Source organism: Paracoccus sp. S-4012 (assembly GCF_009674885.1).
In the GTDB taxonomy this organism is placed as follows: domain Bacteria; phylum Pseudomonadota; class Alphaproteobacteria; order Rhodobacterales; family Rhodobacteraceae; genus Paracoccus.
Genome location: NZ_WKKA01000001.1, coordinates 420,822 through 442,631, shown reverse-complemented (window position 1 = coordinate 442,631; position 21,810 = coordinate 420,822). Strand labels below are relative to the sequence as shown.

The 21,810-nt window shown below is 70.9% G+C and carries 19 protein-coding genes; 9 read left to right on the top strand and 10 right to left on the bottom strand.

What is annotated here, in order from left to right:
• The first annotated feature begins 6 nt into the window (after positions 1-6).
• Together GI374_RS02195 and infB are read left to right on the top strand one after the other, a co-directional pair.
• On the top strand, positions 7-636 hold the full coding sequence (locus GI374_RS02195; protein ID WP_154335359.1) for an RNA-binding protein: 630 nt from the start codon (positions 7-9) through the stop codon (positions 634-636).
• The gene (gene infB / locus GI374_RS02190) at positions 633-3,164 is read left to right on the top strand and encodes a translation initiation factor IF-2 (RefSeq protein WP_154335358.1); all 2,532 of its coding nucleotides are present in this window, start codon (positions 633-635) and stop codon (positions 3,162-3,164) included. The genes GI374_RS02195 and infB overlap by 4 nt, the downstream gene beginning before the upstream one ends.
• A 59-nt stretch (positions 3,165-3,223) precedes the next feature.
• Here the strand turns inward: infB and GI374_RS18800 are convergent, their stop codons facing one another.
• From GI374_RS18800 to GI374_RS02175, 4 genes are all read right to left on the bottom strand, one after another.
• Positions 3,224-3,382 (bottom strand): hypothetical protein, encoded by a 159-nt coding sequence (locus GI374_RS18800; protein WP_195759807.1) that lies wholly within the window; start codon positions 3,380-3,382, stop codon positions 3,224-3,226.
• Between the two features lie 198 nt (positions 3,383-3,580).
• A complete protein-coding gene (locus tag GI374_RS02185) occupies positions 3,581-3,979 on the bottom strand; it encodes a (deoxy)nucleoside triphosphate pyrophosphohydrolase (protein ID WP_370515090.1) in 399 nt (132 codons plus the stop codon).
• Positions 3,976-5,229 (bottom strand): bifunctional glutamate N-acetyltransferase/amino-acid acetyltransferase ArgJ, encoded by a 1,254-nt coding sequence (argJ, locus tag GI374_RS02180; protein WP_154335356.1) that lies wholly within the window; start codon positions 5,227-5,229, stop codon positions 3,976-3,978. Before argJ ends, GI374_RS02185 begins: the two co-directional genes overlap by 4 nt.
• A gap of 1 nt (position 5,230) precedes the next feature.
• Positions 5,231-6,052, bottom strand: a complete 822-nt coding sequence (locus GI374_RS02175; RefSeq protein WP_154335355.1) for a peptidylprolyl isomerase — start codon at positions 6,050-6,052, stop codon at positions 5,231-5,233.
• 216 nt (positions 6,053-6,268) lie between these two features.
• On the opposite strand from GI374_RS02175, the gene secA reads away from it, so the two are divergent.
• The gene (secA, locus tag GI374_RS02170) at positions 6,269-8,968 is read left to right on the top strand and encodes a preprotein translocase subunit SecA (RefSeq protein WP_154335354.1); all 2,700 of its coding nucleotides are present in this window, start codon (positions 6,269-6,271) and stop codon (positions 8,966-8,968) included.
• Between the two features lies 1 nt (position 8,969).
• Complete coding sequence (locus tag GI374_RS02165; RefSeq protein WP_195759824.1) at positions 8,970-10,052, top strand: DSD1 family PLP-dependent enzyme; 1,083 nt, start codon at positions 8,970-8,972, stop codon at positions 10,050-10,052.
• Between the two features lie 31 nt (positions 10,053-10,083).
• Here the strand turns inward: GI374_RS02165 and GI374_RS02160 are convergent, their stop codons facing one another.
• Together GI374_RS02160 and GI374_RS02155 are read right to left on the bottom strand one after the other, a co-directional pair.
• Complete coding sequence (locus tag GI374_RS02160) at positions 10,084-10,809, bottom strand: response regulator (protein WP_154335353.1); 726 nt, start codon at positions 10,807-10,809, stop codon at positions 10,084-10,086.
• Complete coding sequence (locus GI374_RS02155) at positions 10,806-11,309, bottom strand: MarR family transcriptional regulator (RefSeq protein ID WP_154335352.1); 504 nt, start codon at positions 11,307-11,309, stop codon at positions 10,806-10,808. The genes GI374_RS02160 and GI374_RS02155 overlap by 4 nt, the downstream gene beginning before the upstream one ends.
• A gap of 166 nt (positions 11,310-11,475) precedes the next feature.
• Here GI374_RS02155 and GI374_RS02150 point away from each other — a divergent pair, with 166 nt between their 5' ends.
• A complete protein-coding gene (locus GI374_RS02150) occupies positions 11,476-12,345 on the top strand; it encodes a branched-chain amino acid aminotransferase (RefSeq protein ID WP_154335351.1) in 870 nt (289 codons plus the stop codon).
• Between the two features lie 225 nt (positions 12,346-12,570).
• On the opposite strand, the gene cls is transcribed toward GI374_RS02150, so the two are convergent.
• The gene (gene cls / locus GI374_RS02145; RefSeq protein ID WP_229582452.1) at positions 12,571-14,016 is read right to left on the bottom strand and encodes a cardiolipin synthase; all 1,446 of its coding nucleotides are present in this window, start codon (positions 14,014-14,016) and stop codon (positions 12,571-12,573) included.
• Between the two features lie 80 nt (positions 14,017-14,096).
• Between cls and accD the strand changes: the two genes are divergently transcribed.
• Together accD and GI374_RS02135 are read left to right on the top strand one after the other, a co-directional pair.
• Complete coding sequence (gene accD / locus GI374_RS02140) at positions 14,097-15,020, top strand: acetyl-CoA carboxylase, carboxyltransferase subunit beta (protein WP_154335350.1); 924 nt, start codon at positions 14,097-14,099, stop codon at positions 15,018-15,020.
• Between the two features lie 52 nt (positions 15,021-15,072).
• Complete coding sequence (locus GI374_RS02135) at positions 15,073-16,308, top strand: folylpolyglutamate synthase/dihydrofolate synthase family protein (RefSeq protein WP_154335591.1); 1,236 nt, start codon at positions 15,073-15,075, stop codon at positions 16,306-16,308.
• Here the strand turns inward: GI374_RS02135 and GI374_RS02130 are convergent.
• Together GI374_RS02130 and GI374_RS02125 are read right to left on the bottom strand one after the other, a co-directional pair.
• Complete coding sequence (locus GI374_RS02130) at positions 16,305-17,501, bottom strand: MFS transporter (RefSeq protein WP_154335349.1); 1,197 nt, start codon at positions 17,499-17,501, stop codon at positions 16,305-16,307. The genes GI374_RS02135 and GI374_RS02130 overlap by 4 nt on opposite strands.
• A gap of 69 nt (positions 17,502-17,570) precedes the next feature.
• Positions 17,571-18,368 (bottom strand): oxepin-CoA hydrolase, alternative type, encoded by a 798-nt coding sequence (locus GI374_RS02125; protein ID WP_154335348.1) that lies wholly within the window; start codon positions 18,366-18,368, stop codon positions 17,571-17,573.
• 139 nt (positions 18,369-18,507) lie between these two features.
• Here GI374_RS02125 and GI374_RS02120 point away from each other — a divergent pair, with 139 nt between their 5' ends.
• Positions 18,508-19,893, top strand: a complete 1,386-nt coding sequence (locus tag GI374_RS02120) for a L,D-transpeptidase family protein (RefSeq protein ID WP_154335347.1) — start codon at positions 18,508-18,510, stop codon at positions 19,891-19,893.
• Positions 19,886-20,695, top strand: coding sequence for an extensin family protein (locus GI374_RS02115; protein ID WP_154335346.1), 810 nt, complete (start codon positions 19,886-19,888; stop codon positions 20,693-20,695). Before GI374_RS02120 ends, GI374_RS02115 begins: the two co-directional genes overlap by 8 nt.
• A gap of 49 nt (positions 20,696-20,744) precedes the next feature.
• Here the strand turns inward: GI374_RS02115 and GI374_RS18995 are convergent, their stop codons facing one another.
• A complete protein-coding gene (locus GI374_RS18995) occupies positions 20,745-21,809 on the bottom strand; it encodes a YsnF/AvaK domain-containing protein (RefSeq protein ID WP_229582450.1) in 1,065 nt (354 codons plus the stop codon).
• Position 21,810 lies beyond the last annotated feature (1 nt).

Here is a 21,810-nt window from a genome sequence, read left to right as displayed (position 1 = left end):
GCCCGAATGACCCGCGGCGGACGGCCAAAGGATAACGACGCGCCCGAGCGGCGCTGCATCGTCACCGGCGAGACCGGCGGCAAGGCCGGCCTCGTGCGCTTCGTCGTCGGGCCGGAGGGCGAGGTGTTTCCCGACCTGGCCGAGAAGCTGCCGGGCCGGGGCATGTGGGTCACGGCCGGACGGGCCGAGATCGAGACCGCGGTCCGCAAGGGCCTCTTCTCCCGCGCCGCGAAGGCGCAGGTGAAGGCGCCCCAGGACCTCGCGGACCGGGTCGAGGCTGGCCTCGCCCAGCGGGTGGTCGAACTGGTGTCGCTGACCCGCAAGGCGGGCCGCGCGGTGGCCGGGTTCGAGAAGGTGAAGGACTGGCTCGCCGCCGGGCGGGCGAAGGTGTTGCTGCAGGCCTCGGACGGGTCCGAGCGCGGCAAGGGTAAGTTGTGGACGCCCGAGGGAGGCCGCTGGTTCGGCTGCCTGACGGCATCAGAATTGGGTTTGTCCTTCGGGCGGGCTTCTGTCATACACGGCGCGCTCGCGCCGGGGGGCCTGACCGACAAGGTGATCAGGGACGCCAGCAGACTGAACGGTCTGCGCGGGCATGTCGGCAGTCGGTCTGCCGGAGAGGATTCGGGTACGGAATGAGCGATACTGACGGGAAGAAGCCGCTGGGCCTCGGTGGCGCCGGCCGTTCGGGCCAGGTGAAGCAGAGCTTCAGCCACGGTCGCACCAAGACCGTGCAGGTCGAGACCAAGCGCAAGCGCGTCGTGGTGCCGAAGCCCGGCGCCGCGGCGACAACGGCGCGGCCCGGCTCGGTCGCGGCTGTCGCCTCCGATCCCTCCAAGCGTCCGGCCGGGATCTCCGAAGCCGAGATGGAGCGCCGGCTCAAGGCGCTGCAGGCCGCCAAGGCCCGCGAGGTCGAGGAAGCCGCGAACCGTGCCGCCGAGGAAAAGGCCCGCGAGGAGGAGCGCGAGCGCCGCCGGGCCGAGATCGAGGCCAGGGAGCGCGAGGAGCGCGAGCGCGAGGAAGCCCTGCGCCTCAAGGCCGAGGAAGATGAGCGCCGCGCCCGCGAGGCCGAGCTGCGCGCGCAGAAGAAGGCCGAGGTCACGGCCAAGCCCGCGGCTGCCACGCCGGCCGACCGCGCCGCGGCCGAGGCCGCCGCCGCCCGCGCCGAGAAGCCGGGCGTGGGCACCGGCCCGCGCCGCACCGACCGCGACCGGGGCGATGCGCCCGGGGCTGATCGCGATGCCCGCGGCAAGGGCAAGGGCGAGGACAGCCGCCGCACCGGCAAGCTCTCGGTCACCGCCGCGCTGTCCGGCGAGGGCGGGCGTCAGCGCAGCCTCGCAGCGATGAAGCGCAAGCAGGAAAAGGCCCGCGCCAAGGCGATGGGCCAGTCGCAGCGGGCCGAAAAGCAGTTCCGCGACGTCCAGCTGCCCGAGACGATCACCGTCGCCGAGCTTGCCAACCGCATGACCGAGCGCGTGGCCGCGGTCATCAAGTCACTGATGAAGATGGGCATGATGGTCACGGCCAACGAGCCGATCGACGCCGACACGGCCGAACTGGTGATCGAGGAATTCGGCCACCGCGCGGTGCGCGTCAGCGATGCGGACGTGGAGCAGGTGCTGCACACGCAGGACGACGCGCCCGCCGACCTGCAGCCGCGCGCCCCGATCATCACGATCATGGGCCATGTGGACCACGGCAAGACCTCGCTGCTGGACCGCATCCGGCAGGCGAACGTGGTCTCCGGCGAGGCCGGCGGCATCACCCAGCATATCGGCGCCTATCAGGTGACGACCGATTCGGGCGCGGTGCTGACCTTCCTCGACACGCCCGGCCACGCCGCCTTCACGTCCATGCGGGCGCGGGGGGCGAACGTGACCGACATCGTGGTGCTGGTCGTGGCCGCCGACGACGCGGTGATGCCGCAGACGGTCGAAGCCATCAACCACGCCAAGGCCGCGGGCGTGCCGATGATCGTGGCCATCAACAAGATCGACAAGCCCTCGGCCAATCCGCAGAAGGTCCGCACCGACCTGCTCCAGCACGAGGTGGTGGTCGAGGCGATGTCGGGCGACGTGCAGGACGTCGAAGTCTCGGCCGCGACCGGCCAGGGCATCGACGCGCTGCTCGAGGCGATCGCGCTGCAGGCCGAAATTCTGGAACTGCACGCCAACCCCGACCGCGCCGCCCTCGGCGCCGTGATCGAGGCCAAGCTCGACGTGGGCCGCGGCCCGGTGGCGACGGTGCTGGTCCAGAACGGCACGCTGAAGCAGGGCGACATCTTCGTCGTCGGCGAACAGTGGGGCAAGGTCCGGGCGCTGATCGACGACAAGGGCGAGCGCGTGAGCGTGGCCGGGCCGTCGGTGCCGGTCGAGGTGCTGGGCCTGAACGGCACGCCCGAGGCAGGCGACGTCCTGAACGTGGTCGAAACCGAAGCGCAGGCGCGCGAGATCGCCGACTACAGGAGCCAGGCCGCGAAGGACAAGCGCGCCGCCGTGGGTGCCGCGACGACGCTCGAGCAGCTGATGGCGCGGGCCAAGGCGGACGAGAACGTGGCCGAGCTGCCGGTGGTGGTGAAGGCCGACGTGCAGGGCTCGGCCGAGGCAATCGTCCAGGCGCTCGAGAAGGTCGGCAACGAAGAAGTCCGCGTCCGCGTGCTGCATTACGGCGTCGGCGCGATCACCGAATCGGATATCGGCCTGGCCGAGGCATCGAGCGCGCCGGTGATCGGCTTCAACGTCCGGGCGAACGCCCCGGCGCGGAGTGCCGCGAACCAGAAGGGCGTCGAGATCCGCTACTATTCGATCATCTACGACCTGATCGACGACATCAAAGCCGCGGCGTCGGGCCTGCTGTCGGCCGAGGTGCGCGAGCACTTCATCGGCTATGCCGAGATCAAGGAAGTGTTCCGCGTCTCCGGCGTCGGCAACGTCGCCGGCTGCCTCGTGACCGAGGGCGTCGCCCGCCGCTCGGCCGGGGTGCGTCTGCTGCGCGACAACGTGGTGATCCACGAGGGCACGCTGAAGACGCTCAAGCGCTTCAAGGACGAGGTGAAGGAGGTCCAGTCCGGCCAGGAATGCGGCATGGCCTTCGAGAACTACGACGACATCCGCAAGGGCGATGTCATCGAGATCTTCGAGCGCGAGGAGGTCGAGCGCACGCTCTGACAGCGTCGCGGCCGACGTCGGACGAACCGAAAAAGGGCGCCCCGCGGGGCGCCCTTTTGCTATGCGCTTGCCGTCCGTCCTGCCGCAGGCAGGCGCCCGACGGGCTTGCCCTCATAGGTCTGCCCCCCCACCCGCACGATCATCGTGCCTGCCGGGGTCAGCCGCTCGAACAACCCCTGAATGGATACGCAAGTACCGATTGTGATGGTTCGGATCATCCCTGCCTCCTGTCCCAGGGTCAGGTATGTCGCAAAAAGGTTTACATTCCAAAAAGAATGTTGCCCTCATTCCGCTTGCCGCAGATGAAAGTTTCGCGCTGCGGCGCGGCAGGAGCGCGGAAGCATCACCGCCAGAGCGCATCTTCAGCCCCGAGACGATCCGGTTGGGCCGAAAAGCGCTTCAACAGGCGAAGAGAATCAGAGCCAGTCGCGCAGGATCGGGATCAGCGGCAGGTCGGCGGGCGGCATCGGGTAGGCGGCGAGATCCCGCGCGCGCACCCAGGCGAGCGCCTGATGCTCATGCGCGCGCAGCTGCCCCTGCCAGCGGCGGCAGGCGAAAAGCGGCATCAGCAGGTGGAAGGACTCGTAGGCGTGGCTGGCGAAGGTCAGCGGCGCGAGGCACGAAGCCCAGGTCTCGATGCCCAGTTCCTCGTGCAATTCGCGGATCAACGCGCCCTCGGGCGTCTCTCCCGACTCGACCTTGCCGCCCGGAAACTCCCACAGCCCGGCGAGCGACTTGCCCTCGGGACGTTGCGCCAGAAGCACACGCCCGTCGGCATCGATCAGCGCCACCGCGGCGACGAGCAGGAGGTTCACGACCGGTAATCGGCGTTGATGTCGATGTAGCCATGCGTGAGGTCGCAGGTCCAGACGGTGCGCTCGCCCTGTCCAAGCCCGAGATCCACGGCCAGCACCAGTTCCTGCCGCTTCATGTAGGCGGCGGCCGCGGTCTCGTCGTAGCCGGGATCGCGGAAGCCGTCGCGGGCCAGCGTCAGCTCGCCGAAGCGGATCGTGAGGCGGTCGCGGTCGGCCTGCGCGCCGGACTTGCCCACCGCCATGACGACCCGGCCCCAGTTGGCGTCCTCGCCGGCGATGGCGGTCTTGACCAGCGGCGAGTTGGCGATCGACATGGCGACCCGGTGCGCGTCCGCGTCGGAGGCGGCGCCAGTCACGCGGACCTCGACGAGTTTCGTTGCCCCCTCGCCGTCGCGGACGACTTGCTTCGCCAAGTCCTCCATGACGCCATGCAGCGCCGCGGCGAAGGCCTGCCCCGTGGCACCGCGGGCCGAGCGGATCGGCGCGGCGGGCGAGCGGCCCGTCGCCGCGACGATCAGCGCGTCCGAGGTCGAGGTGTCGCTGTCCACGGTGATCGCGTTGAAGGTCGTGCCGAGCGAGCGCGAGACCATCCGCTGCAGCACCTCGGGCGCGATCGCGGCGTCGGTGAAGATGTAGACCAGCATCGTCGCCATGTCCGGCGCGATCATGCCCGAGCCCTTGGCGATCCCGGCGATGCGGATCGTGCCGCCTTCGCCCTGCACCTCTGCCGCGGCGCCCTTGGGGAAGGTATCGGTGGTCATGATTGCGCGGGCGGCGTCGGCGATGCCGTCCGGCGCGAGCCGCGCCGCGGCCTCGCCGATCACGGCGGTGATGCGCTCATGCGGCAGCGGCTCGCCGATCACGCCGGTCGAGGACGAGAACACGCGCCCCGGCGGCACGCCGAGGGCCTGCGCCACCGCACCGGTCACGGCATCCACGCCCTCCTGCCCGCGCCTGCCCGTGAAGGCGTTGGCGTTGCCGGAGTTGACGATGATCGCCGCGCCCTCGCGGCTCGCGCGCCCCGCCGCAAGCTTCGCCTCGCAGTCGAGCACGCTCGGGGCGCGGGTGGAGGAGCGGGTGAAGGCCCCGGCGATGGCGGTGCCGGGGGCGAGGCGGACCAGCATCACGTCGGTGCGGCCCTGATACTTCACCCCGGCCGCGGCGGTGGCGAACTCCACCCCCTCGATCACCGGAAGGTCCGGGAAAGACGCGGGCGCGAGGGGCGAGACCGGGAGCGCGGCCTTCGCCATGTCACTCGGCCCCGAGCAGGTCGGGCGAGAGGCCCTCGGTGCGCTCGACCTCGGCCTCGCCGGTGATGCGCTGCACCTCGGCCTCGACCCGCTCGCGGCGGACCTGCTGGGCCATCTGGTCGCGGACCTCCTCGAAGGCGGGCGCTTCCTTCAGGCGGCTCTCGTTCAGGCGGATGACGTGCCAGCCGAACTGCGATTCCACCGGCGCAGAGACCTCGCCCTTCTCGAGCGCGCCCACGGCCTCCGCGAAGGGGGCGACCATCATGTCGAGCGTGAACCAACCGAGGTCGCCGCCGCCCGGCCCCGAGGAATCGGTCGAACGCTCCTCGGCCACCTGCCCGAAGTCCTTGCCGCCCTCGATCTCGGCCGCCACGGCCTGCGCCGCCTCCTCGGTTTCGACGAGGATATGCTGGGCGCTGTATTCCGTCACCTCGCCGGCGCTGCCCCAGAGGGCGTCATAGGCGGCGCGCAGCTCCTCCTCGGTCGGCTCCGGCTCGGCCACGGCCTCGAGCGCGATCGTGGCGAGCAGTGAGCGGCGCTGCAGCGCCAGCAGCGCCTCGTCACGGGGCGTGAGGTTCCCCTCGCCCGCCTGTGCCACCGCCGTCTGCCGGGTGATCTGGTCGAGGATCATGTCCCACAGCGCCGCATCGGGCAGGGCCGCGGCCTGCGGCCCCATGCCGGCCTTCAGCGCGCGCATCTCGCCCAGCGTGATCGCCTCGCCGTTCACGGTGGCGACCACGGTCGCGTCGTCGGCGGGCTGCGCCGCGGCGGGCGAAGCAAGGCTCAGCGCGAGCGCGGCGAGGATCGGGCGGAGGGGTTTCATCGGCGGTGCCTTTCGGGGCGCTGGCCCGGCCTCGAGGGCGCGGGGGCGGCGTTGACAGTGGGACGGGGCGCGCCTAAATCCGGCCGACAACCGGGAAAGCGCACCCGCCGCTTTCGTGCAGGCCCCCTGATACGGCAAGCCGATCGGTGCGGGCAAGTGGGCCAAGGACCGCCCGCACGCCGCCGCACCCGGGGCGCAAATGACGGCAGGAACGCGATGCTCGGCACTCTGGCGAAGAAGCTCTTTGGCACGCCCAACGACCGCAAGGTCAAGGCCACCTGGCCGCTGGTCCAGCGGATCAACGCGCTCGAGCCGCAGTTCCAGGCGCTCTCGGACGACGAGCTGATCGCCAGGACCCGCGAGTTGCAGGACCGCGCGCAGAAGGGCGAGGCCCTCGACGCGCTGCTGCCGGAGGCCTTTGCCAACTGCCGCGAGGGCGCGCGCCGCGCGCTCGGCCTCCGGGCCTTCGACGTGCAGCTGATGGGCGGCATCTTCCTGCACGAGGGCAACATCGCCGAGATGAAGACCGGCGAGGGCAAGACCCTCGTCGCAACCTTCCCGGCCTATCTCAACGCGCTGTCGGGCAAGGGCGTCCACGTCGTCACCGTGAACGACTACCTCGCCCGCCGCGACGCCGACTGGATGGGCAAGGTGTTCCGCCAGCTCGGCATGACCACCGGCGTCGTGGTGCCGTTCCAACCGGAGGCCGAGAAGCGCGCGGCCTACGCGGCCGACGTGACCTATTCGACCAACAACGAGCTTGGCTTCGACTACCTGCGCGACAACATGAAGGCCTCGCTCGAGGAGATGGTGCAGCGCGGACACAATTACGCGATCGTGGACGAGGTCGACTCAATCCTGATCGACGAGGCGCGGACCCCGCTCATCATCTCGGGCCCGAGCGAGGACCGCAGCGAGCTCTACAAGACGCTCGACGCCTTCATCCCGGAACTGGACGAGAGCCACTACAAGATCGACGAGAAGACCCGCAACGCGACCTTCTCGGAGGAGGGCAACGAGTATCTCGAGCAGCGGCTGCGCGCGGCCGGCATCCTGCCCGAGGGGCAGCGCCTCTACGACCCCGAGAGCACGACCATCGTGCATCACCTCGGGCAGGGTCTGCGCGCCCACAAGCTCTACCACCGCGACCAGAACTACATCGTCCAGAACGGCGAGGTGGTGCTGATCGACGAGTTCACCGGCCGCATGATGAAGGGCCGCCGCCTCTCGGAAGGGCTGCACCAAGCCATCGAGGCCAAGGAGCGGGTGGATATCCAGCCGGAGAACGTGACCCTCGCCTCGGTGACGTTCCAGAACTACTTCCGCCTCTACGACAAGCTCGCCGGCATGACCGGCACCGCGGCCACCGAGGCCGAGGAGTTTGCCGAGATTTACAAGCTCGGCGTGGTCGAGGTGCCCACCAACCGTCCGATCGCCCGCGTGGACGAGCATGACCGTGTCTACCGCACCGCCGACGAGAAGCATGCCGCGGTGATCGAGGCGATCCGCGAGGCGCATGGCGCGGGGCAGCCGATCCTCGTCGGCACGACCTCGATCGAGAAGTCCGAGATGCTGTCGGAGTTGCTGAAGGCGAAGGGCATCGCGCACAACGTCCTCAACGCGCGCCAGCACGAGCAGGAGGCGCAGATCGTCGCTGACGCGGGCAAGCCCGGCGCGGTGACGATTGCCACCAACATGGCCGGGCGCGGCACCGACATCCAGCTCGGCGGCAATGTCGAGATGAAGGTGCTCGACGCGCTCAAGGCCGACCCGGAGGCGAACCCCGACGAGCTGCGCGCGAGGATCGAGGCCGACCACGCCGAGGCCAAGCGCCGGGTGCTGGAGGCGGGCGGCCTTTTCGTGCTGGCGACCGAACGCCACGAGAGCCGGCGGATCGACAACCAGCTGCGCGGCCGCTCGGGCCGTCAGGGCGATCCGGGCCGCTCGCTGTTCTTCCTGTCGCTCGACGACGACCTGATGCGGATCTTCGGCTCCGAGCGGCTGGACAAGGTGCTGTCCACGCTGGGCATGAAGGAGGGCGAGGCGATCATCCACCCGTGGGTGAACAAGAGCCTCGAGCGCGCGCAGGCCAAGGTCGAGGGGCGCAACTTCGACATCCGCAAGCAGCTGCTGAAGTTCGACGACGTGATGAACGACCAGCGCAAGGCGATCTTCGGCCAGCGGCGCGAGATCATGGACTCTAACGAGGTCGACGAGATCGCCGCCGACATGCGCCATCAGGTCATCGAGGATCTGGTGGACCGCTACATGCCTGCCCGCTCCTATCCCGACCAGTGGGACAGTGCGGGGCTGAAGCAGGCGGTGATCGAGGGGCTGAACCTCGACCTGCCGATCGCCGACTGGGCGGCCGAGGACGGGGTGGACCAGGAGGTGATCCTCGACCGGATCGCCGAGGCCTCGGACGCCTACATGGAGAAGAAGACCGAATCCTTCGGCCCCGAGACCATGCGCCAGATCGAGAAGCAGGTGCTTCTCCAGCAGATCGACGCTAAATGGCGCGAGCATCTGGTGACGCTCGAGCACCTGCGCTCGGTCGTGGGCTTCCGCGGCTACGCGCAGCGTGACCCGCTGAACGAATACAAGAGCGAGAGCTTCCAGCTGTTCGAGAGCCTGCTTGAATCGCTGCGCGGCGAGGTGACGAAGAACCTGGCCCGCATCCGCCCGCTGACCGAAGCCGAGCGCGAGCAGATGATGCGCGACTATCAGGAGCAGCTGGCGGCGCAGCAGAAATCGATGCAGCCACAGCATGCCGCGGCCGGAGGCGGCGGCGCCACTGCGAAAGCCACGGGCTTCGACCCCGACGACCGCGCCACCTGGGGCAATCCGGGCCGCAACGATCCCTGCCCCTGCGGCTCGGGCGAGAAGTTCAAGCACTGCCACGGGCGGATCGTCTGACGTGCCGCGCATCGCGCCGGGCACGCCCGAGGCGGAGCTGCCGACGCCCTGCCTGATCCTCGATCTCGACGCGCTCGAGGCCAATCTCGACCGCATGGCCGACGCGGCGCGCGCCGCGGGGATGCGGCTGCGCCCGCATGGCAAGATGCACCGCTCGGTTGATCTCGGCCGCGCGCAGATGGCGCGCGGCGCGGTCGGGCTCTGCGCGCAGACGGTGGGCGAGGCGGAGGTCTTCGTCGCGGGCGGCATCGGCGACGTGCTGGTGACGAACGAAGTCCGCGATCCGGCGAAGCTCGCCCGGCTGGCGACGCTGGCGGCGGGCGGGGCGCGCGTCGGCCTCTGCCTCGACGATCCCGCGGCGGTCGCGCCAACCGGGGCAGCGGCGCGGGAAGCGGGCGCGACGCTCGACGCCTGGATCGAACTGATGTGCGGCGGCCGCTGCGGCGTGGCCGACCCGGCGGCGGTGGCCCCCCTCGCGGCGGCGATCGCGGCCGAGCCGGGGCTCCGTTTCGCGGGCATCCACGCCTATGAGGGCAGCGCACAGCATCTGACCGGCGATGCCGAACGCGGGGCACGAATCGCCACGGCCGGCGAGCGTGTCCGCGCCGCGCTCGACGCACTGCGGGCCGCCGGGATCGACTGCCCGCAGGTGACGGGCGCGGGCACCGGAACATGGCAGCATGAGGCGGCGTCCGGCCTCTGGACCGAGCTGCAATGCGGCTCCTATGCGGTCATGGATGCCGATTATGGCCGGATCGAGGATCCCCAAGGGCAGCGGCTCGACCAGGGTTGGCGGAACGCGCTGTTCGTGCTGGCGCAGGTGATCTCGACCCCGGTGCCGGGGCGCGCGGTCTGCGATGCCGGGCTGAAGTCGATGAGCGGCGAATCGGGCCTGCCGCTGGTCTGGGGACAGGAGGGCGTCACCGCTACCGGCCTCTCGGACGAGCATACCGTGCTGGATGACCCGGCGGGCGCCCTCGCCCCCGGCGACCGGCTGCGTCTGATCCCCGGCCATTGCGACCCGACCGTGAACCTGCACGACGCCTTCGTCTGCGTCCGCAACGGCGTGGTCGAGGCGGTCTGACCGGTCTCCGCCCGCGGGCGCAGCGCCTAGCTCAGTCGGGCATCAGCATGTAGCCGGTGCCACGCACGGTCTGCAGGTAGCGCGGCTCGCGCGGATCGGCCTCCAGCTTGCGGCGGAGGCGGGTGATCTGCACGTCGATGGCGCGGTCGGACGCCTCCGACTCCTCGCGCTGACCGCCGCGGCCGAGATCCTCGATCAGCGCCGCGCGGCTTACCGCTTCGCCGGGACTGGCCGCGAGGCGGGTCAGCAGCGCGGATTCCGTCCCGGTCAGGTGGATCACCTGCTCGCCCTGCGTCAGCTCCCCCTTCTGCGCGTCGAACCTCAACGCGCCGAGGGTCAGGTATTTCGGCCCCGCGGGCCCCGGCTGCGGCACCCGGCGCAGGATGGCGGCGATCCGCAACAGCAGCTCGCGCGGCTCGAACGGTTTCGGCAGGTAGTCGTCCGCCCCGCTCTCCAGCCCCTCGATCCGGTCGCCGGTGTCGCCGCGCGCGGTCAGCAGCAGGATCGGCGTCGCGATCCGACGCCGCAGATCGCGGGTCAGCGAGAAGCCGTCCTCGCCCGGCATCATCACGTCGAGGACGATCATGTCGAAGTCGAGCCCCACGAGCAGCCGCCGCGCCTGCGCCGCGTCCCGCGCCACGGTCACGAGATAGCCCGAGCGGCGCAGGAAGCGGCTCAGCAAGTCGCGGATGCGGGCGTCGTCGTCCACGACGAGGATATGCGCGTCGGCGGCCGGCGCGGCGGGGGCCGTGCTCATCCGCGCGCGCTTTCGGCGAGCGCGAGGAAGCGGCGGCGGCCCTCGGGGTTCATCATCGCCTCCAGCACCTGCCGGAAGCCCGCCACCGCCTGCGGCCCGGCGGCGCGGTAGGCGGCGCGCATCCGCGCCCGCTGCGCCTCGCCCAGCCGCCGCTCCAGTTCCTCGCCCTTCGTCGTCAGGAACAGCAGCCGCTCGCGCCGGTCGCGGCGGCCGACGCGGCTCTCGACCAGGCCGTCCTCGACCAGCGTCCGCAGCACCCGGTTCAGCGACTGCTTGGTCACGCCCAGCACGTCGAGCAGCCCGCTGACCGTCAGCCCCGGCTCGCGGTTGATGAAATGCACCGCGCGGTGATGGGCGCGGCCGTAGTCCAGGTCGGCGAGGATGGCGTCGGGGTCGCCGGTGAAGTCGCGATAGGCGAAGAACATCGCCTCGATCCCGCGGCGCAGCTGGTCGTCGGTGAGAAACAGCAGCCCCTCGGCCCCGCCCGCCGTCATCGTCATCCGCGCCCGCTCCTGCATCATCCCTCGCCCATCCCGGCCCGCCGCCAAGGTAAGTCAGGATCGTTGACATTCCAAGGCGCAATCGCTAGCGAGGCGGCAGCTTTGGCAACTTTTATCCACTGAAGGCGGTGGACACGCAACAAACGCAAAAGAACCGGAGGAACAGATGACAGCCCCGTTCGACGACCGCGACGGCAAGATCTGGATGGACGGCGAGCTCGTCGAGTGGCGCGACGCGAAGGTGCACGTCCTCACCCACGCGCTGCACTACGCGAGCGCCGTGTTCGAGGGCGAGCGCTGCTACGATGGCAAGGTGTTCAAGACCCGCGAGCATGCCCAGCGGCTGATCGACTCGGGCCGCGCGCTCGACATGGAACTGCCCTGGACGGTGGACGAGATCGTCAGGGCCAAGGACGACACGCTGCGCGCGAACGGGTTCGAGAACGCCTATGTCCGCTGCATCGCCTGGCGCGGGTCGGGGCCGGACATGGGCGTGGCGGCCAAGAACAACCCGGTGCGCATGGCGGTCTGCACCTGGGAATGGGGCAGCTATTACGGCGACGCCAAGTGGCAGGGGGCGAAGCTCGACATCGCCAAGTGGAAGCGCCCCTCGCCCGAGACGGTCCCGAGCCACGCCAAGGCGGCGGGGCTCTACATGATCTGCACGATGTCCAAGCACGCGGCGGAGGCGAAGGGCTGCTCGGACGCGATGATGTATGACTATCGCGGCTATGTGGCCGAGGCGACGGGGGCCAACATCTTCTTCGTGAAGGATGGCGAGGTGCACACGCCGCTGGCCGACTGCTTCCTCAACGGCCTGACCCGGCAGACGGTGATCGGGCTGCTGAAGGACAAGGGCGTGACCGTGCATGAGCGGCACATCAGGCCCGAGGAGATCGACGGCTTCCAGGAGTGCTGGCTGACCGGCTCGGCGGCCGAGATCACGCCGGTGGCGCAGATCGGCGACTGGCATTTCCAGGTCGGCCACATGGCGCGCGAGGTCAGCGACGCCTACGAGAAGCTGGTTCGCAGCTGAGGGTTGTGCGTGGGGGATACCCAGCCCCCTTTCCTCCCGCGCCACGGCACTGCTAACTCCCGCCCGTCCGCCAAAGCGGACGGGTCCGCGCCCGCCCACCCAACAGGCGGGCGCGTCCGCCCTCACCTTCGTGCGAGCGCGGACCCTCTCTCATGCTGACTTCGCCGGATCGAGCGGGATTGGGTCACTCGCCCCAATCCCTCGCGCGGCGGCGCCCGCCCCGCCTCACAACAGCGGCGCAGCGATCGCCAGCAGGTTGTTGCGGATGCGGCGCAGGCGGGTCCAGCCCTCGACATCCTCGAGCGTCAGGCGCCGCGCGCGCTCGATGTAGCTTTGCTGGCGGTGGTCGAGGACGGCGGTGAACTCCTCGTCGATCACGAACAGGTTCACCTCGTAGTTCAGATCGAAGCTGCGCCGGTCGAGGTTGGCCGAGCCGCTGAGCGACATGCGCCCGTCCACTGTCACGATCTTGGCATGCAGCAGCCCGCCGCGAAACAGCATCAGCCGCACGCCCGCGCGCAGAAGCTCGCGGAAATAGCCCTCGCTCGTCGCCGAGACGATGCGGCTGTCATTGCGCTCTGGCAGGATCAGCGTCACCCGCACGCCGCGCCGCGCGGCCGAGCGGATCGCGTTGTCGATCGCCTCGTCGGGGACGTAGTAGGGCGTCGTGATCGTCACCGAGCTGCGCGAGGCGTGGATCAGCGTGGCGATGCTGTCGGGCAGCCGCTCCTGCCGCAGGTCGGGGCCGGTCGCCAGCACCTGCGCGATCTCGCCGGGCGTGTCCGCCGCGGGAACCGCCTTCAACTCGTCGCCGTGATCCTGACCGGTATAGCTCATCCAGTCCTGCAGGAAGACCGCCTGCAACTGGCGCACCACCGGACCCTCGACCGCCATCAGCACGTCGATCCAGGGCGCGTAGCGCGGCTTGATCGCGAAGGCCATGTCGGCGCAGTTGCGGCTGCCGGTGAAGGCGAGACGGTCGTCTATCACCACGATCTTGCGGTGATTGCGCAAGTCGAGCCGTTGGAACAGCATCGAGACCAGCGGGTTGCCCCAGGGGAAGGCGCGCACGCATTCCGCCCCGGCCGCCTGCATCCGCCCCCAGAGGGCCGAGCGGACAAGCAGCCGCGAGCCCAGGGCATCCACGATCAGCCGCACCGCAATCCCCCGACCACGCGCACGGATCACGGCCTCGGCCACCTGGGTGCCGGAATGGTCTGGCAGCCAGATGTAGAAGAGCAGGTGGATCTCCTCTTCCGCCGCGTCGAGGGCGGCGACGAGGCGGGCGATGGCGAGGTCGCTCTCTTCCAGCAGCGTGATGCGGTTGCCGCGGACCGGCTCCATGCCGCCGCCCGCCTCGATCGAGGCGACGACCGGCTCGGCATAGGCCGGGACCGCCGCCACCGTCTCGGGCGCCCGCTGCCAGACGCCGGTCAGCTGGTTGCGCACATCGGCCATGCGCTGCCGCTCGGCCCGGCGCATCCGCACCTCGCCGAAGAGGAGGTAGGCGGTGATGCCGACCACCGGCAGGACCTCGATCAGCAGGATCCAGGCGAGGCGCGCAGGCGGGCTCATCCGCCGCTTCAGCAGCACCCTGATGACCACCAGGAGCGCGGCGGCGAAGTGCAGAAATCCGAGGAAGCTGGGCCACATGACGGGCATCAAAGCCATGACGCCGGGGCAGCCGCAATTGCATTCGCGCCCTCCGCCGCCTATTTCAGCCCCGACCGGACCGGCCCGAGGCGCGCGCGATGAACTGGATCACCAACTACGTCCGCCCGCGGATGAGCAGCCTCTTCTCGCGCCGGGAAGTGCCCGAGAACCTTTGGACCAAGTGCCCGGAATGCGGGACCATGCTGTTTCACCGCGAGCTGGCCGAGAACCTGCAGGTCTGCACCAGTTGCGAGCACCACCTGCCGATCACCCCGCGGGCGCGCTTCACCGCGCTCTTCGATGGCGGCGCCTTCAACGAGATCCGGTATCCCGAGCCGCTGGCCGACCCGCTGCAGTTCCGCGACCAGAAGAAATACCCCGAGCGCCTGAAGGCGGCGCAGAAGGCCACCGGCGAGCGCGAGGCCATGCTGGTGGCCGAGGGCGAGGTCGGCCGCACTGCCATCGTCGCTGCGGCGCAGGATTTCTCGTTCATGGGCGGCTCGATGGGCATGGCGGTCGGCAACGCCATCGTCGCCGCGGCCGAATGCGCCGTGCGGCTGCGGAGGCCGCTGGTCCTGTTCTCCGCCGCGGGCGGGGCGCGGATGCAGGAGGGCATCCTCAGCCTGATGCAGATGCCGCGCACCACCGTTGCGGTCGAGATGCTGAAGGAGGCGCGGCTGCCCTATGTGGTCGTGCTGACGCATCCGACGACCGGCGGCGTCACCGCCTCCTACGCCATGCTGGGCGATGTCCAGATCGCCGAGCCGAACGCGCTGATCTGCTTCGCCGGGCCGCGGGTGATCGAGCAGACCATCCGCGAGAAGCTGCCCGAGGGCTTCCAGCGGGCCGAATACCTGCTCGAGCACGGGATGCTGGACCGCGTCACGCATCGCAAGAAGCTGCGCGAGGAACTCGTGTCGATCCTGCGGATGCTGACCCGCCAGTCGCCACCCGTGGCGGGCGATCTGCCCGCGCCCGGCCAGCCGGTGGTGAACCTGCCCGCCGACGCCGCCTCGGCCTGAGGCTGCCTTGACAACCGGAACCCTCGCCTCCGAAGCCATCCTCACCCGGCTGATGGCGCTGCACCCGAAGGTGATCGACCTCAGCCTCGGGCGGATCGAGGGGCTGCTGGCGAAGCTCGGCCATCCCGAGCGCGCCCTGCCCCCCGTCATCCACATCGCCGGGACCAACGGCAAGGGCTCGACGCTGGCCATGATCCGCGCCGGACTGGAGGCCGAGGGCAAGCGCGTCCATGCCTACACCTCGCCGCATCTGGCGCATTTCCACGAGCGGATCGTGGTCGCGGGCGAGATCATCGCCGAGGCTGCCCTCGCCGCGCTGCTGGAGGAATGCGAGGCGGCGAACGGTGGCGCGCCGATCACCTTCTTCGAGATCACCACCGCCGCCGCCTTCCTCGCCTTCGCGCGGACCCCGGCCGACTACACGCTGCTCGAGGTCGGTCTCGGCGGGCGGCTCGACGCGACCAACGTGGTCGCGCGCCCGCGGCTGACGGTCATCACCCCGGTCTCGGTCGATCACACCCAGTATCTCGGCGAGACGATCGAGGCGATCGCGGGCGAGAAGGCCGGCATCATCAAGCGCGGCGTCCCTTGCGTCATCGCCCCGCAGCGCGACGCGGCGCTCGGGGTGATCGAGGGGCGGGCCGGGCGGCTGGGCGCGCCGATCCTCGCCGAAGGGCAGCAATGGGACGTGGCCCGCGAGGGCGACGCGCTGATCTACCGCGACGAAAGGGGCCTGCTGGACCTGCCGCTGCCGAACCTCGCCGGGCCGCATCAGGTGGTGAACGCCGGGACTGCGCTTGCCGCCCTGCGCGAGCTTGGCGCCGGCGCCGTGGGCTGCGAGGCGGCGGTCACGCGCGCGGTCTGGCCGGCGCGGATGCAGCGGCTGACGCGGGGGCCGCTGGTCGAGGCGGCGGAGGGCTGCGAGCTCTGGCTCGACGGCGGCCACAACCCGGCAGGCGGCGAGGCCGTGGCCGCGACCCTGCGCGGCATGGGGGCGAAACCCACGCACCTGATCTGCGGAATGCTGAACACCAAGGATGTCGCGGGCTACATGACCCCGCTTGCGGGCGTGGCCGAGAGCCTCACCGCCGTGGCGATCCCCGGCGAAGCGAACACGCTGCCCGCCGAGGCGACGGCGGCGGCTGCGGCCTCCGTGGGCCTCCCGGCAACCGTGGCGCCGGGCACCGTGGAGGCCGTCCGCGCCCTCGCCGCCGCCCATCCGGGCGCGCGGCTGTTGATCTGCGGCTCGCTCTACCTCGCCGGCCGGGTGCTGCGCGAGAACGGCTAGACCAGCTCCCGCTCGCGCGGCAGGAAGATCGTCAGCAGGCCCATCAGCGGCAGGAACGAGCAGAGCAGGAACACGAACTCGATCCCCCGCGCATCGGCGATCACGCCGAGCACCGCGGCCGCGATCCCGCCCATGCCGAAGGCAAAGCCGAAGAAGATCCCCGCCACGAGGCCGGTGCGGCCGGGCAGCAGCTCCTGCGCGAAGACCACGATCGCCGGGAAGGCCGAGGCGAGGATCAGGCCGATCACCACCGTCAGCACGCCCGTGGCGGCAAGGCTGACATGCGGCAGCATCAGCGTGAAGGGCAGCACGCCCAGGATCGAGAACCAGATCACCGTGCGCGGCCCGACCCGGTCTCCCACGAGCCCGCCCAGCATCACCCCGGCCGCCATGCCGCCGAGGAACAGGAACAGCATGACCTGCGACTGCTGCGCGGTGAGGCCGAAACGCTCGATCAGGAAGAAGGTGTAATAGCTGGTGAAGGAGGCGCTGTAGATGTTCTTGGTGAAGGTCAGCAGCGCGAGGATCACGACCGTCGCGATGATGCGGTTGCGCGGCAGCGTGGCCTTGCGCGGCGGCTGCGAGGCCGCGGCGGCGCGGCGGCGGTTCTCGGCCCAGGCGCCGACGCGCCAGAGGAGGCCGACGCCGATCAGCGCCAGAGCCGCGAACAGCGCGACCGAGGGCCGACCCAGCGGCACGACGATGAAGGCCGCCAGCAGCGGCCCGAGGGCCTGCCCGCCATTGCCGCCGACCTGGAACAGCGACTGCGCCGTGCCGTAGCGTCCGCCCGAGGCCAGCCGCGCCACCCGGCTCGCCTCGGGGTGGAACACCGCCGAGCCGATGCCGATGAGCATCGCCCCGGTCAGCAGCACGCCGTAGCCCTGGGCGAAGGCCAGCAGCAGCACGCCCACGAAACTCGCCGCCATCCCCGCGGCGAGCGAGCGCGGCATGGGATGGCGGTCGGTGAAGCCGCCGATCGCGGGCTGCAACAGCGAGGCCGTGACCTGGAAGGCGAAGGTCAGCATCCCGATCTGCGTGTAGCTGAGGCTGAACTCGGCCTGCAGCAGCGGATAGATCGCCTGCAGCATCGACTGCATGACGTCGTTGACGAGATGGCAGAAGCTGATCGCGATCAGCACGAACCAGGCCGTCGTCCCGCTGCGAGGGGGGGCTTGGGTGCTGGCGACGGTCATGCGGGCCTCCGGGCGGGACGAATGGCGCCGAGCGATACGCCGGGCGGGGGGGAAGTCAACGCCTCGGGGTCACTCGCCCCGGCGCCGTGCCGCGAAATCCGCAGGGCGCTTGCCGAGGAAGGCCGCGATCCCCTCCGCCGCCTCCGGGGCGCCGAGGGCACGGGCCATCGCGCCGGCCTCGGCCTCGAACTGCGCCTCGAGCGTCGCGCGGCGGGCACCGGTCAGAAGTGTCTTGATCGCCGCCTGCGCCTCGGCCGGCCCTTGGGCGAGGCGCGAGGCCGCCTCGCGCGCGACGTCGAGGACGGTGCCGGGCGGGACGAGGCGGTTGACCACGCCGAGCGCATGAAGCCGCGCTGCCGCGACCGGCGCGCCGGTGAGGCACATCTCGGCCGCGAGTTGCGGCGGCAGGGCCGCGGTCAGCGCGGCCGTGAGCCCCGCGTCGGGGACCAGCCCGGCGGAGACATAGGCGGCGGAGAACTTCGCGTCCTCGGCCGCCACGATCATGTCGCAGGCGAGCGCGAGCGAGAGGCCCGCCCCCGCGGCGCCGCCCTCGACCGCGGCGATCACCGGGCTCGGGCAGTCATGGACGGCGCGAATCAGACCGGCGAGGTCCATGATCGCGGCCCTCCGCTCGGGTTCGGTCATCTCCTGCGCGCGCATGAGGAAGGACAGGTCCCCTCCGGCGCAGAAGAAGCCGCCCTCGCCCGTCACGATCACCGCGCCGAGGCGCGGCAGGTCCGCGGCCCGGCGCAGGGCCTCGGCCAGCCCGGTCTGGAAGCCGGGCGTCAGCGCGTTGCGCCGCGCGGGGTTGCGGTTCACGACGACCAGCCGGTCGCCCTCGTCGATGATCTCGCAGGTTTCCGTCATGCTCGCCCCTCCCAGGGCCCCGTGTCGCAGCGGCAACTCTCGCGCGCAACCGGCAGTTGGCGCAGAGGTGATTCGCCATCGCGGAACCGCCGTGGCAAAGCTCAGCTTGCGGCCCACGACCGATACGACGGAGACCAGAATGCCCCTGACGCGCCGGCCCCTGCGGGTGGCCGCCCTCTCGATGACGCTGCTCGCCACGCCTTTCGCCCTCTGGGCGCAGGACGCGCCCTTCACCGGCGCCGACATCGATGCGGCGGTCTGGACCGCGGGCGACCTGCCCTCCGGCCGCTCGGCCCTGACGGCGCGGGTGCAGATCCTCCTCGACCGCTCGGGCGTCTCGCCGGGCGTGGTGGACGGCTTCCGCGGCGGCATGAGCGAGACGGCGATCAAGGCCTTCGAGCGCAAGAACGGCCTCGCCGTGGACGGGGTGATGGATGCCGATGTCTGGGCGCTGCTGCAGCCGCATGCGACCACGCCGGTCACGCAGGACTACACGATCACGCGCGCCGATGCCGAGGGCCTGGTCGAGAGCGTGCCGACCGACTACGCCGAGAAGGCCAAGATGACCTGGCTCGGCTACACCAGCGTGGCCGAGAAGCTGGCCGAGCGATTCCACATGGACGAGCGGTTCATCCAGTTCCTGAACCCCGGCAAGGCGATCGCGCCCGGCGAGACGATCACCGTCATGGCCCCGGCGAAGCCGCTGAAGGGGCAGGTGGTGCGGATCATCGTGGACAAGGCGGCGCATCGGGTCGCCGCCTATGATGCGGGCGGTCGGCTGGTGGCGGATTATCCGGCCACGGTGGGGTCGAGCAGCACGCCCTCGCCCACGGGCACGCACAAGGTCGAGGCCGTGGCGACGAACCCGGAATATACCTACAACCCGAAGATCAATTTCCAGCAGGGCGAGAACACCGAGGTGCTGCGCATCCCGCCGGGCCCGAACGGACCCGTGGGGACGGTCTGGATCGACCTCGACAAGCCGACCTATGGCATCCACGGCACGCCGACGCCGTCGCGGCTCTTCGTGAACGCGAGCTACGGCTGCGTGCGGCTGACGAACTGGGACGCCGAGGAGCTGGCGCATATGGTGAAGGCGGGGACCACGGTGGTGGAGTTCCTCGACCCCGGCGTGAGCATCGCCGACGTGACCGATCCGGTCGCGCCGCCGGCGCCGGTCGCGGCGGCGGCGATCGAGGCTGGAGCGCTGCCGCTGAGCTGGCCGGCCGGCGGGGTTGCGCCGCGCGCTCGGCCCACCGCACTCGGCGCGGCGATGGCGACGGCGGCGGGCGGCGCAGTGCCGCCAGTGACCGCCGCGGCCCCGAATACCAGTGCCGCCACCCTGCCGCGGCCCGCGGCGGGCGCATCGCCTGAGGCTCCGGGGGGGTCGATCGCGGCCGATCCTCTCGCTGCGGCGCTCGACAGCGCGAGCGACGGCATCCTGCCCGTCCAGCCCGCCGAGACCCCTGAACCGGCGAGCGGCTTCGTGCTGCCGACCGCGCCACTGACCGGCGCGGATGGCTGAGGCGCGCCACCGGCGCTGCGGCGCGGCCCTGGCCGCGGCCGTGGCGCTGTTGCCGCTGATCGCACCCGCCCAGCCCGCGGCGGAGCCTGCCCGCCCGCCAACCCGGCCCGAGGCGGAGGCCGCGGCAGGCGCGGTCACGCAGCCCGCGACTCAGGGCGCGCTGATCCCGCCCAAGGAGATGGCGCGCCGCCGGGCCGCGACCACGCCGCCCGGCCCGCCCGCCCACAGCCTCCTGCGCGAGAGCGACTTCGCCTTCGCCGCCTGCCGCCTCTCGCTCACCCTCATGGGCACGGATTACGCGACCGCCCCGCCGGTCAGCGACGCGGCCGACCGCGACTGCGGCATCGACCGCCCGCTGCGCATCGGCGCGATCCTGCCCGGCGTCACCCTGCCCGGTGCGCCGCTGATGCGTTGCGCGACAGCGCAGCGGCTGGCGATGTGGATGCGAGATTTCGTCCAGCCCGCCGCCTCGCGGCTGCCCGGCGCGCCGCGGGTCGCCGGCCTCGAGCCCGGCTCGACCTACGACTGCCGCCCCCGCATCGGCGGCGAAAGCGAGCAGTTGTCCGAGCACGCGCTCGGCAACGCCTTCGACATCATGGCCTTCGTCATGGAGGACGGCCGCCGCATCATGGTGGAGCCGGAGCCCGCCGACAGCGCCGATGCAGCCTTCCTCACGGCGGTTCGGGGCGCGGCCTGCATGGACTTCGCCACCGTCCTCGGTCCCGGCAGCGACGCCGCGCATGACGACCACCTGCATCTCGACATCCGCCGGCGCGAGAGCGGCCACCGGCTCTGCCAATAGCGAAAGGCGGCCCGCCAGGGGCCGCCTTCGTCGTCACCTTCCGCCCTTGTCAGATGCGGTTCGGATCGCGCGGGATGCCGCCGGGCTTCAGCGTCTCGTCGCGCTCGTCCACAACTTCGACCTCGGTCTTGCGGACGGTGTCATGCACCTCGTGCTCGTGGCTCTCGGTCTCGCTTCGCAGCGCCACCTCCTCGACCACGCGGGCGTCCTTGCTGACCACCGCTTCCTCGGCATATTCGCGCGCCTCGATCGACTGATCGCGGAAGTCGGCCTCGGTCGCGTCACGGTCCACCGGACGGCGCTCGATCGAAACCCGCTCCTCGCGCAGATGCACCGATTCATCGACCGGGATCTCGCGGACGTAGGAGCGGACCCGGACACGGCCAAGGTCGCGCTCGCGCTTGGCGATGTGGAGCCGCTCCTCGGCCACGTCGATCGTGCCGCCGCCCTCGAGATCGTAGGTGCGCTCGCCCGCGAGCGCGGCATCGGTGCGGTCGAGGTCGGGATTGAGGGCGCCCGCGGCGCGGTCGATCCCGCGGCCGACGGCGGTGCCGGGCAGGCCCTCATCCACCCCGTCGGGGTCGAGCGCGCCCGCCGCGCGGTCCACGCCGCGCCCGGCGGCGGTGCCGGGCAGACCGTCATCGCGGCTGCCGTAGTCGCCGGCACGGTAGCCCGCCGCCCCCCCCGCAGCAGCAGTGCCGGTCACGGCCGAATCGTAGCTCCAGCCTTCTTCGCGCCACTGCGCCTCGCGGGCGTCCAGATCGACCGCGCCCTCATCGTCGAGGATGTCGAGCGCCCGGGCGTATTGATGCTCGGGGATGTTGTCGATGGTGATGAGGTAGCCGCCGCGCTCAAGCCCCTCGGCATAGGCGTAGCGGTCCTCGTCGGGGAAGAAGAAGTCGCCGAGCTGCTCGAAGAAGCCGCGTTCGCGCGTGCTCATGTCGCCGCGCACGTCGCGGACCTCGGCCGCGCCCTCCCCGTCGCGGCCGGCGGTGAGCACCACATCGGCGATTCCCGCGGCCTCGAGCGCCGAGACGGCCCGGTCGGCCTCAGCCTTGGTGTCGAACATCGCCGACAGGCTGCGGGTCGCGCCGGAGTCAGAATAGATGGACATT

Bases quoted from the DNA above. Each gene is read 5' to 3' on its own strand.
- GI374_RS02175 (WP_154335355.1), bottom strand. From the start codon at position 6,052: ATGAAACCCCTCCGCCCGATCCTCGCCGCGCTCGCGCTGAGCCTTGCT.
- secA (WP_154335354.1), top strand. From the start codon at position 6,269: ATGCTCGGCACTCTGGCGAAGAAGCTCTTTGGCACGCCCAACGACCGC.
- GI374_RS02125 (WP_154335348.1), bottom strand. From the start codon at position 18,368: ATGACGGAAACCTGCGAGATCATCGACGAGGGCGACCGGCTGGTCGTC.
- GI374_RS02150 (WP_154335351.1), top strand. From the start codon at position 11,476: ATGACAGCCCCGTTCGACGACCGCGACGGCAAGATCTGGATGGACGGC.
- infB (WP_154335358.1), top strand. From the start codon at position 633: ATGAGCGATACTGACGGGAAGAAGCCGCTGGGCCTCGGTGGCGCCGGC.
- accD (WP_154335350.1), top strand. From the start codon at position 14,097: ATGAACTGGATCACCAACTACGTCCGCCCGCGGATGAGCAGCCTCTTC.
- GI374_RS02195 (WP_154335359.1), top strand. From the start codon at position 7: ATGACCCGCGGCGGACGGCCAAAGGATAACGACGCGCCCGAGCGGCGC.
- GI374_RS18995 (WP_229582450.1), bottom strand. From the start codon at position 21,809: ATGTCCATCTATTCTGACTCCGGCGCGACCCGCAGCCTGTCGGCGATG.
- GI374_RS02130 (WP_154335349.1), bottom strand. From the start codon at position 17,501: ATGACCGTCGCCAGCACCCAAGCCCCCCCTCGCAGCGGGACGACGGCC.
- GI374_RS18800 (WP_195759807.1), bottom strand. From the start codon at position 3,382: ATGATCCGAACCATCACAATCGGTACTTGCGTATCCATTCAGGGGTTG.
- cls (WP_229582452.1), bottom strand. From the start codon at position 14,016: ATGGCTTTGATGCCCGTCATGTGGCCCAGCTTCCTCGGATTTCTGCAC.
- GI374_RS02160 (WP_154335353.1), bottom strand. From the start codon at position 10,809: ATGAGCACGGCCCCCGCCGCGCCGGCCGCCGACGCGCATATCCTCGTC.
- GI374_RS02135 (WP_154335591.1), top strand. From the start codon at position 15,073: ATGGCGCTGCACCCGAAGGTGATCGACCTCAGCCTCGGGCGGATCGAG.
- GI374_RS02155 (WP_154335352.1), bottom strand. From the start codon at position 11,309: ATGACGATGACGGCGGGCGGGGCCGAGGGGCTGCTGTTTCTCACCGAC.
- argJ (WP_154335356.1), bottom strand. From the start codon at position 5,229: ATGGCGAAGGCCGCGCTCCCGGTCTCGCCCCTCGCGCCCGCGTCTTTC.
- GI374_RS02115 (WP_154335346.1), top strand. From the start codon at position 19,886: ATGGCTGAGGCGCGCCACCGGCGCTGCGGCGCGGCCCTGGCCGCGGCC.
- GI374_RS02120 (WP_154335347.1), top strand. From the start codon at position 18,508: ATGCCCCTGACGCGCCGGCCCCTGCGGGTGGCCGCCCTCTCGATGACG.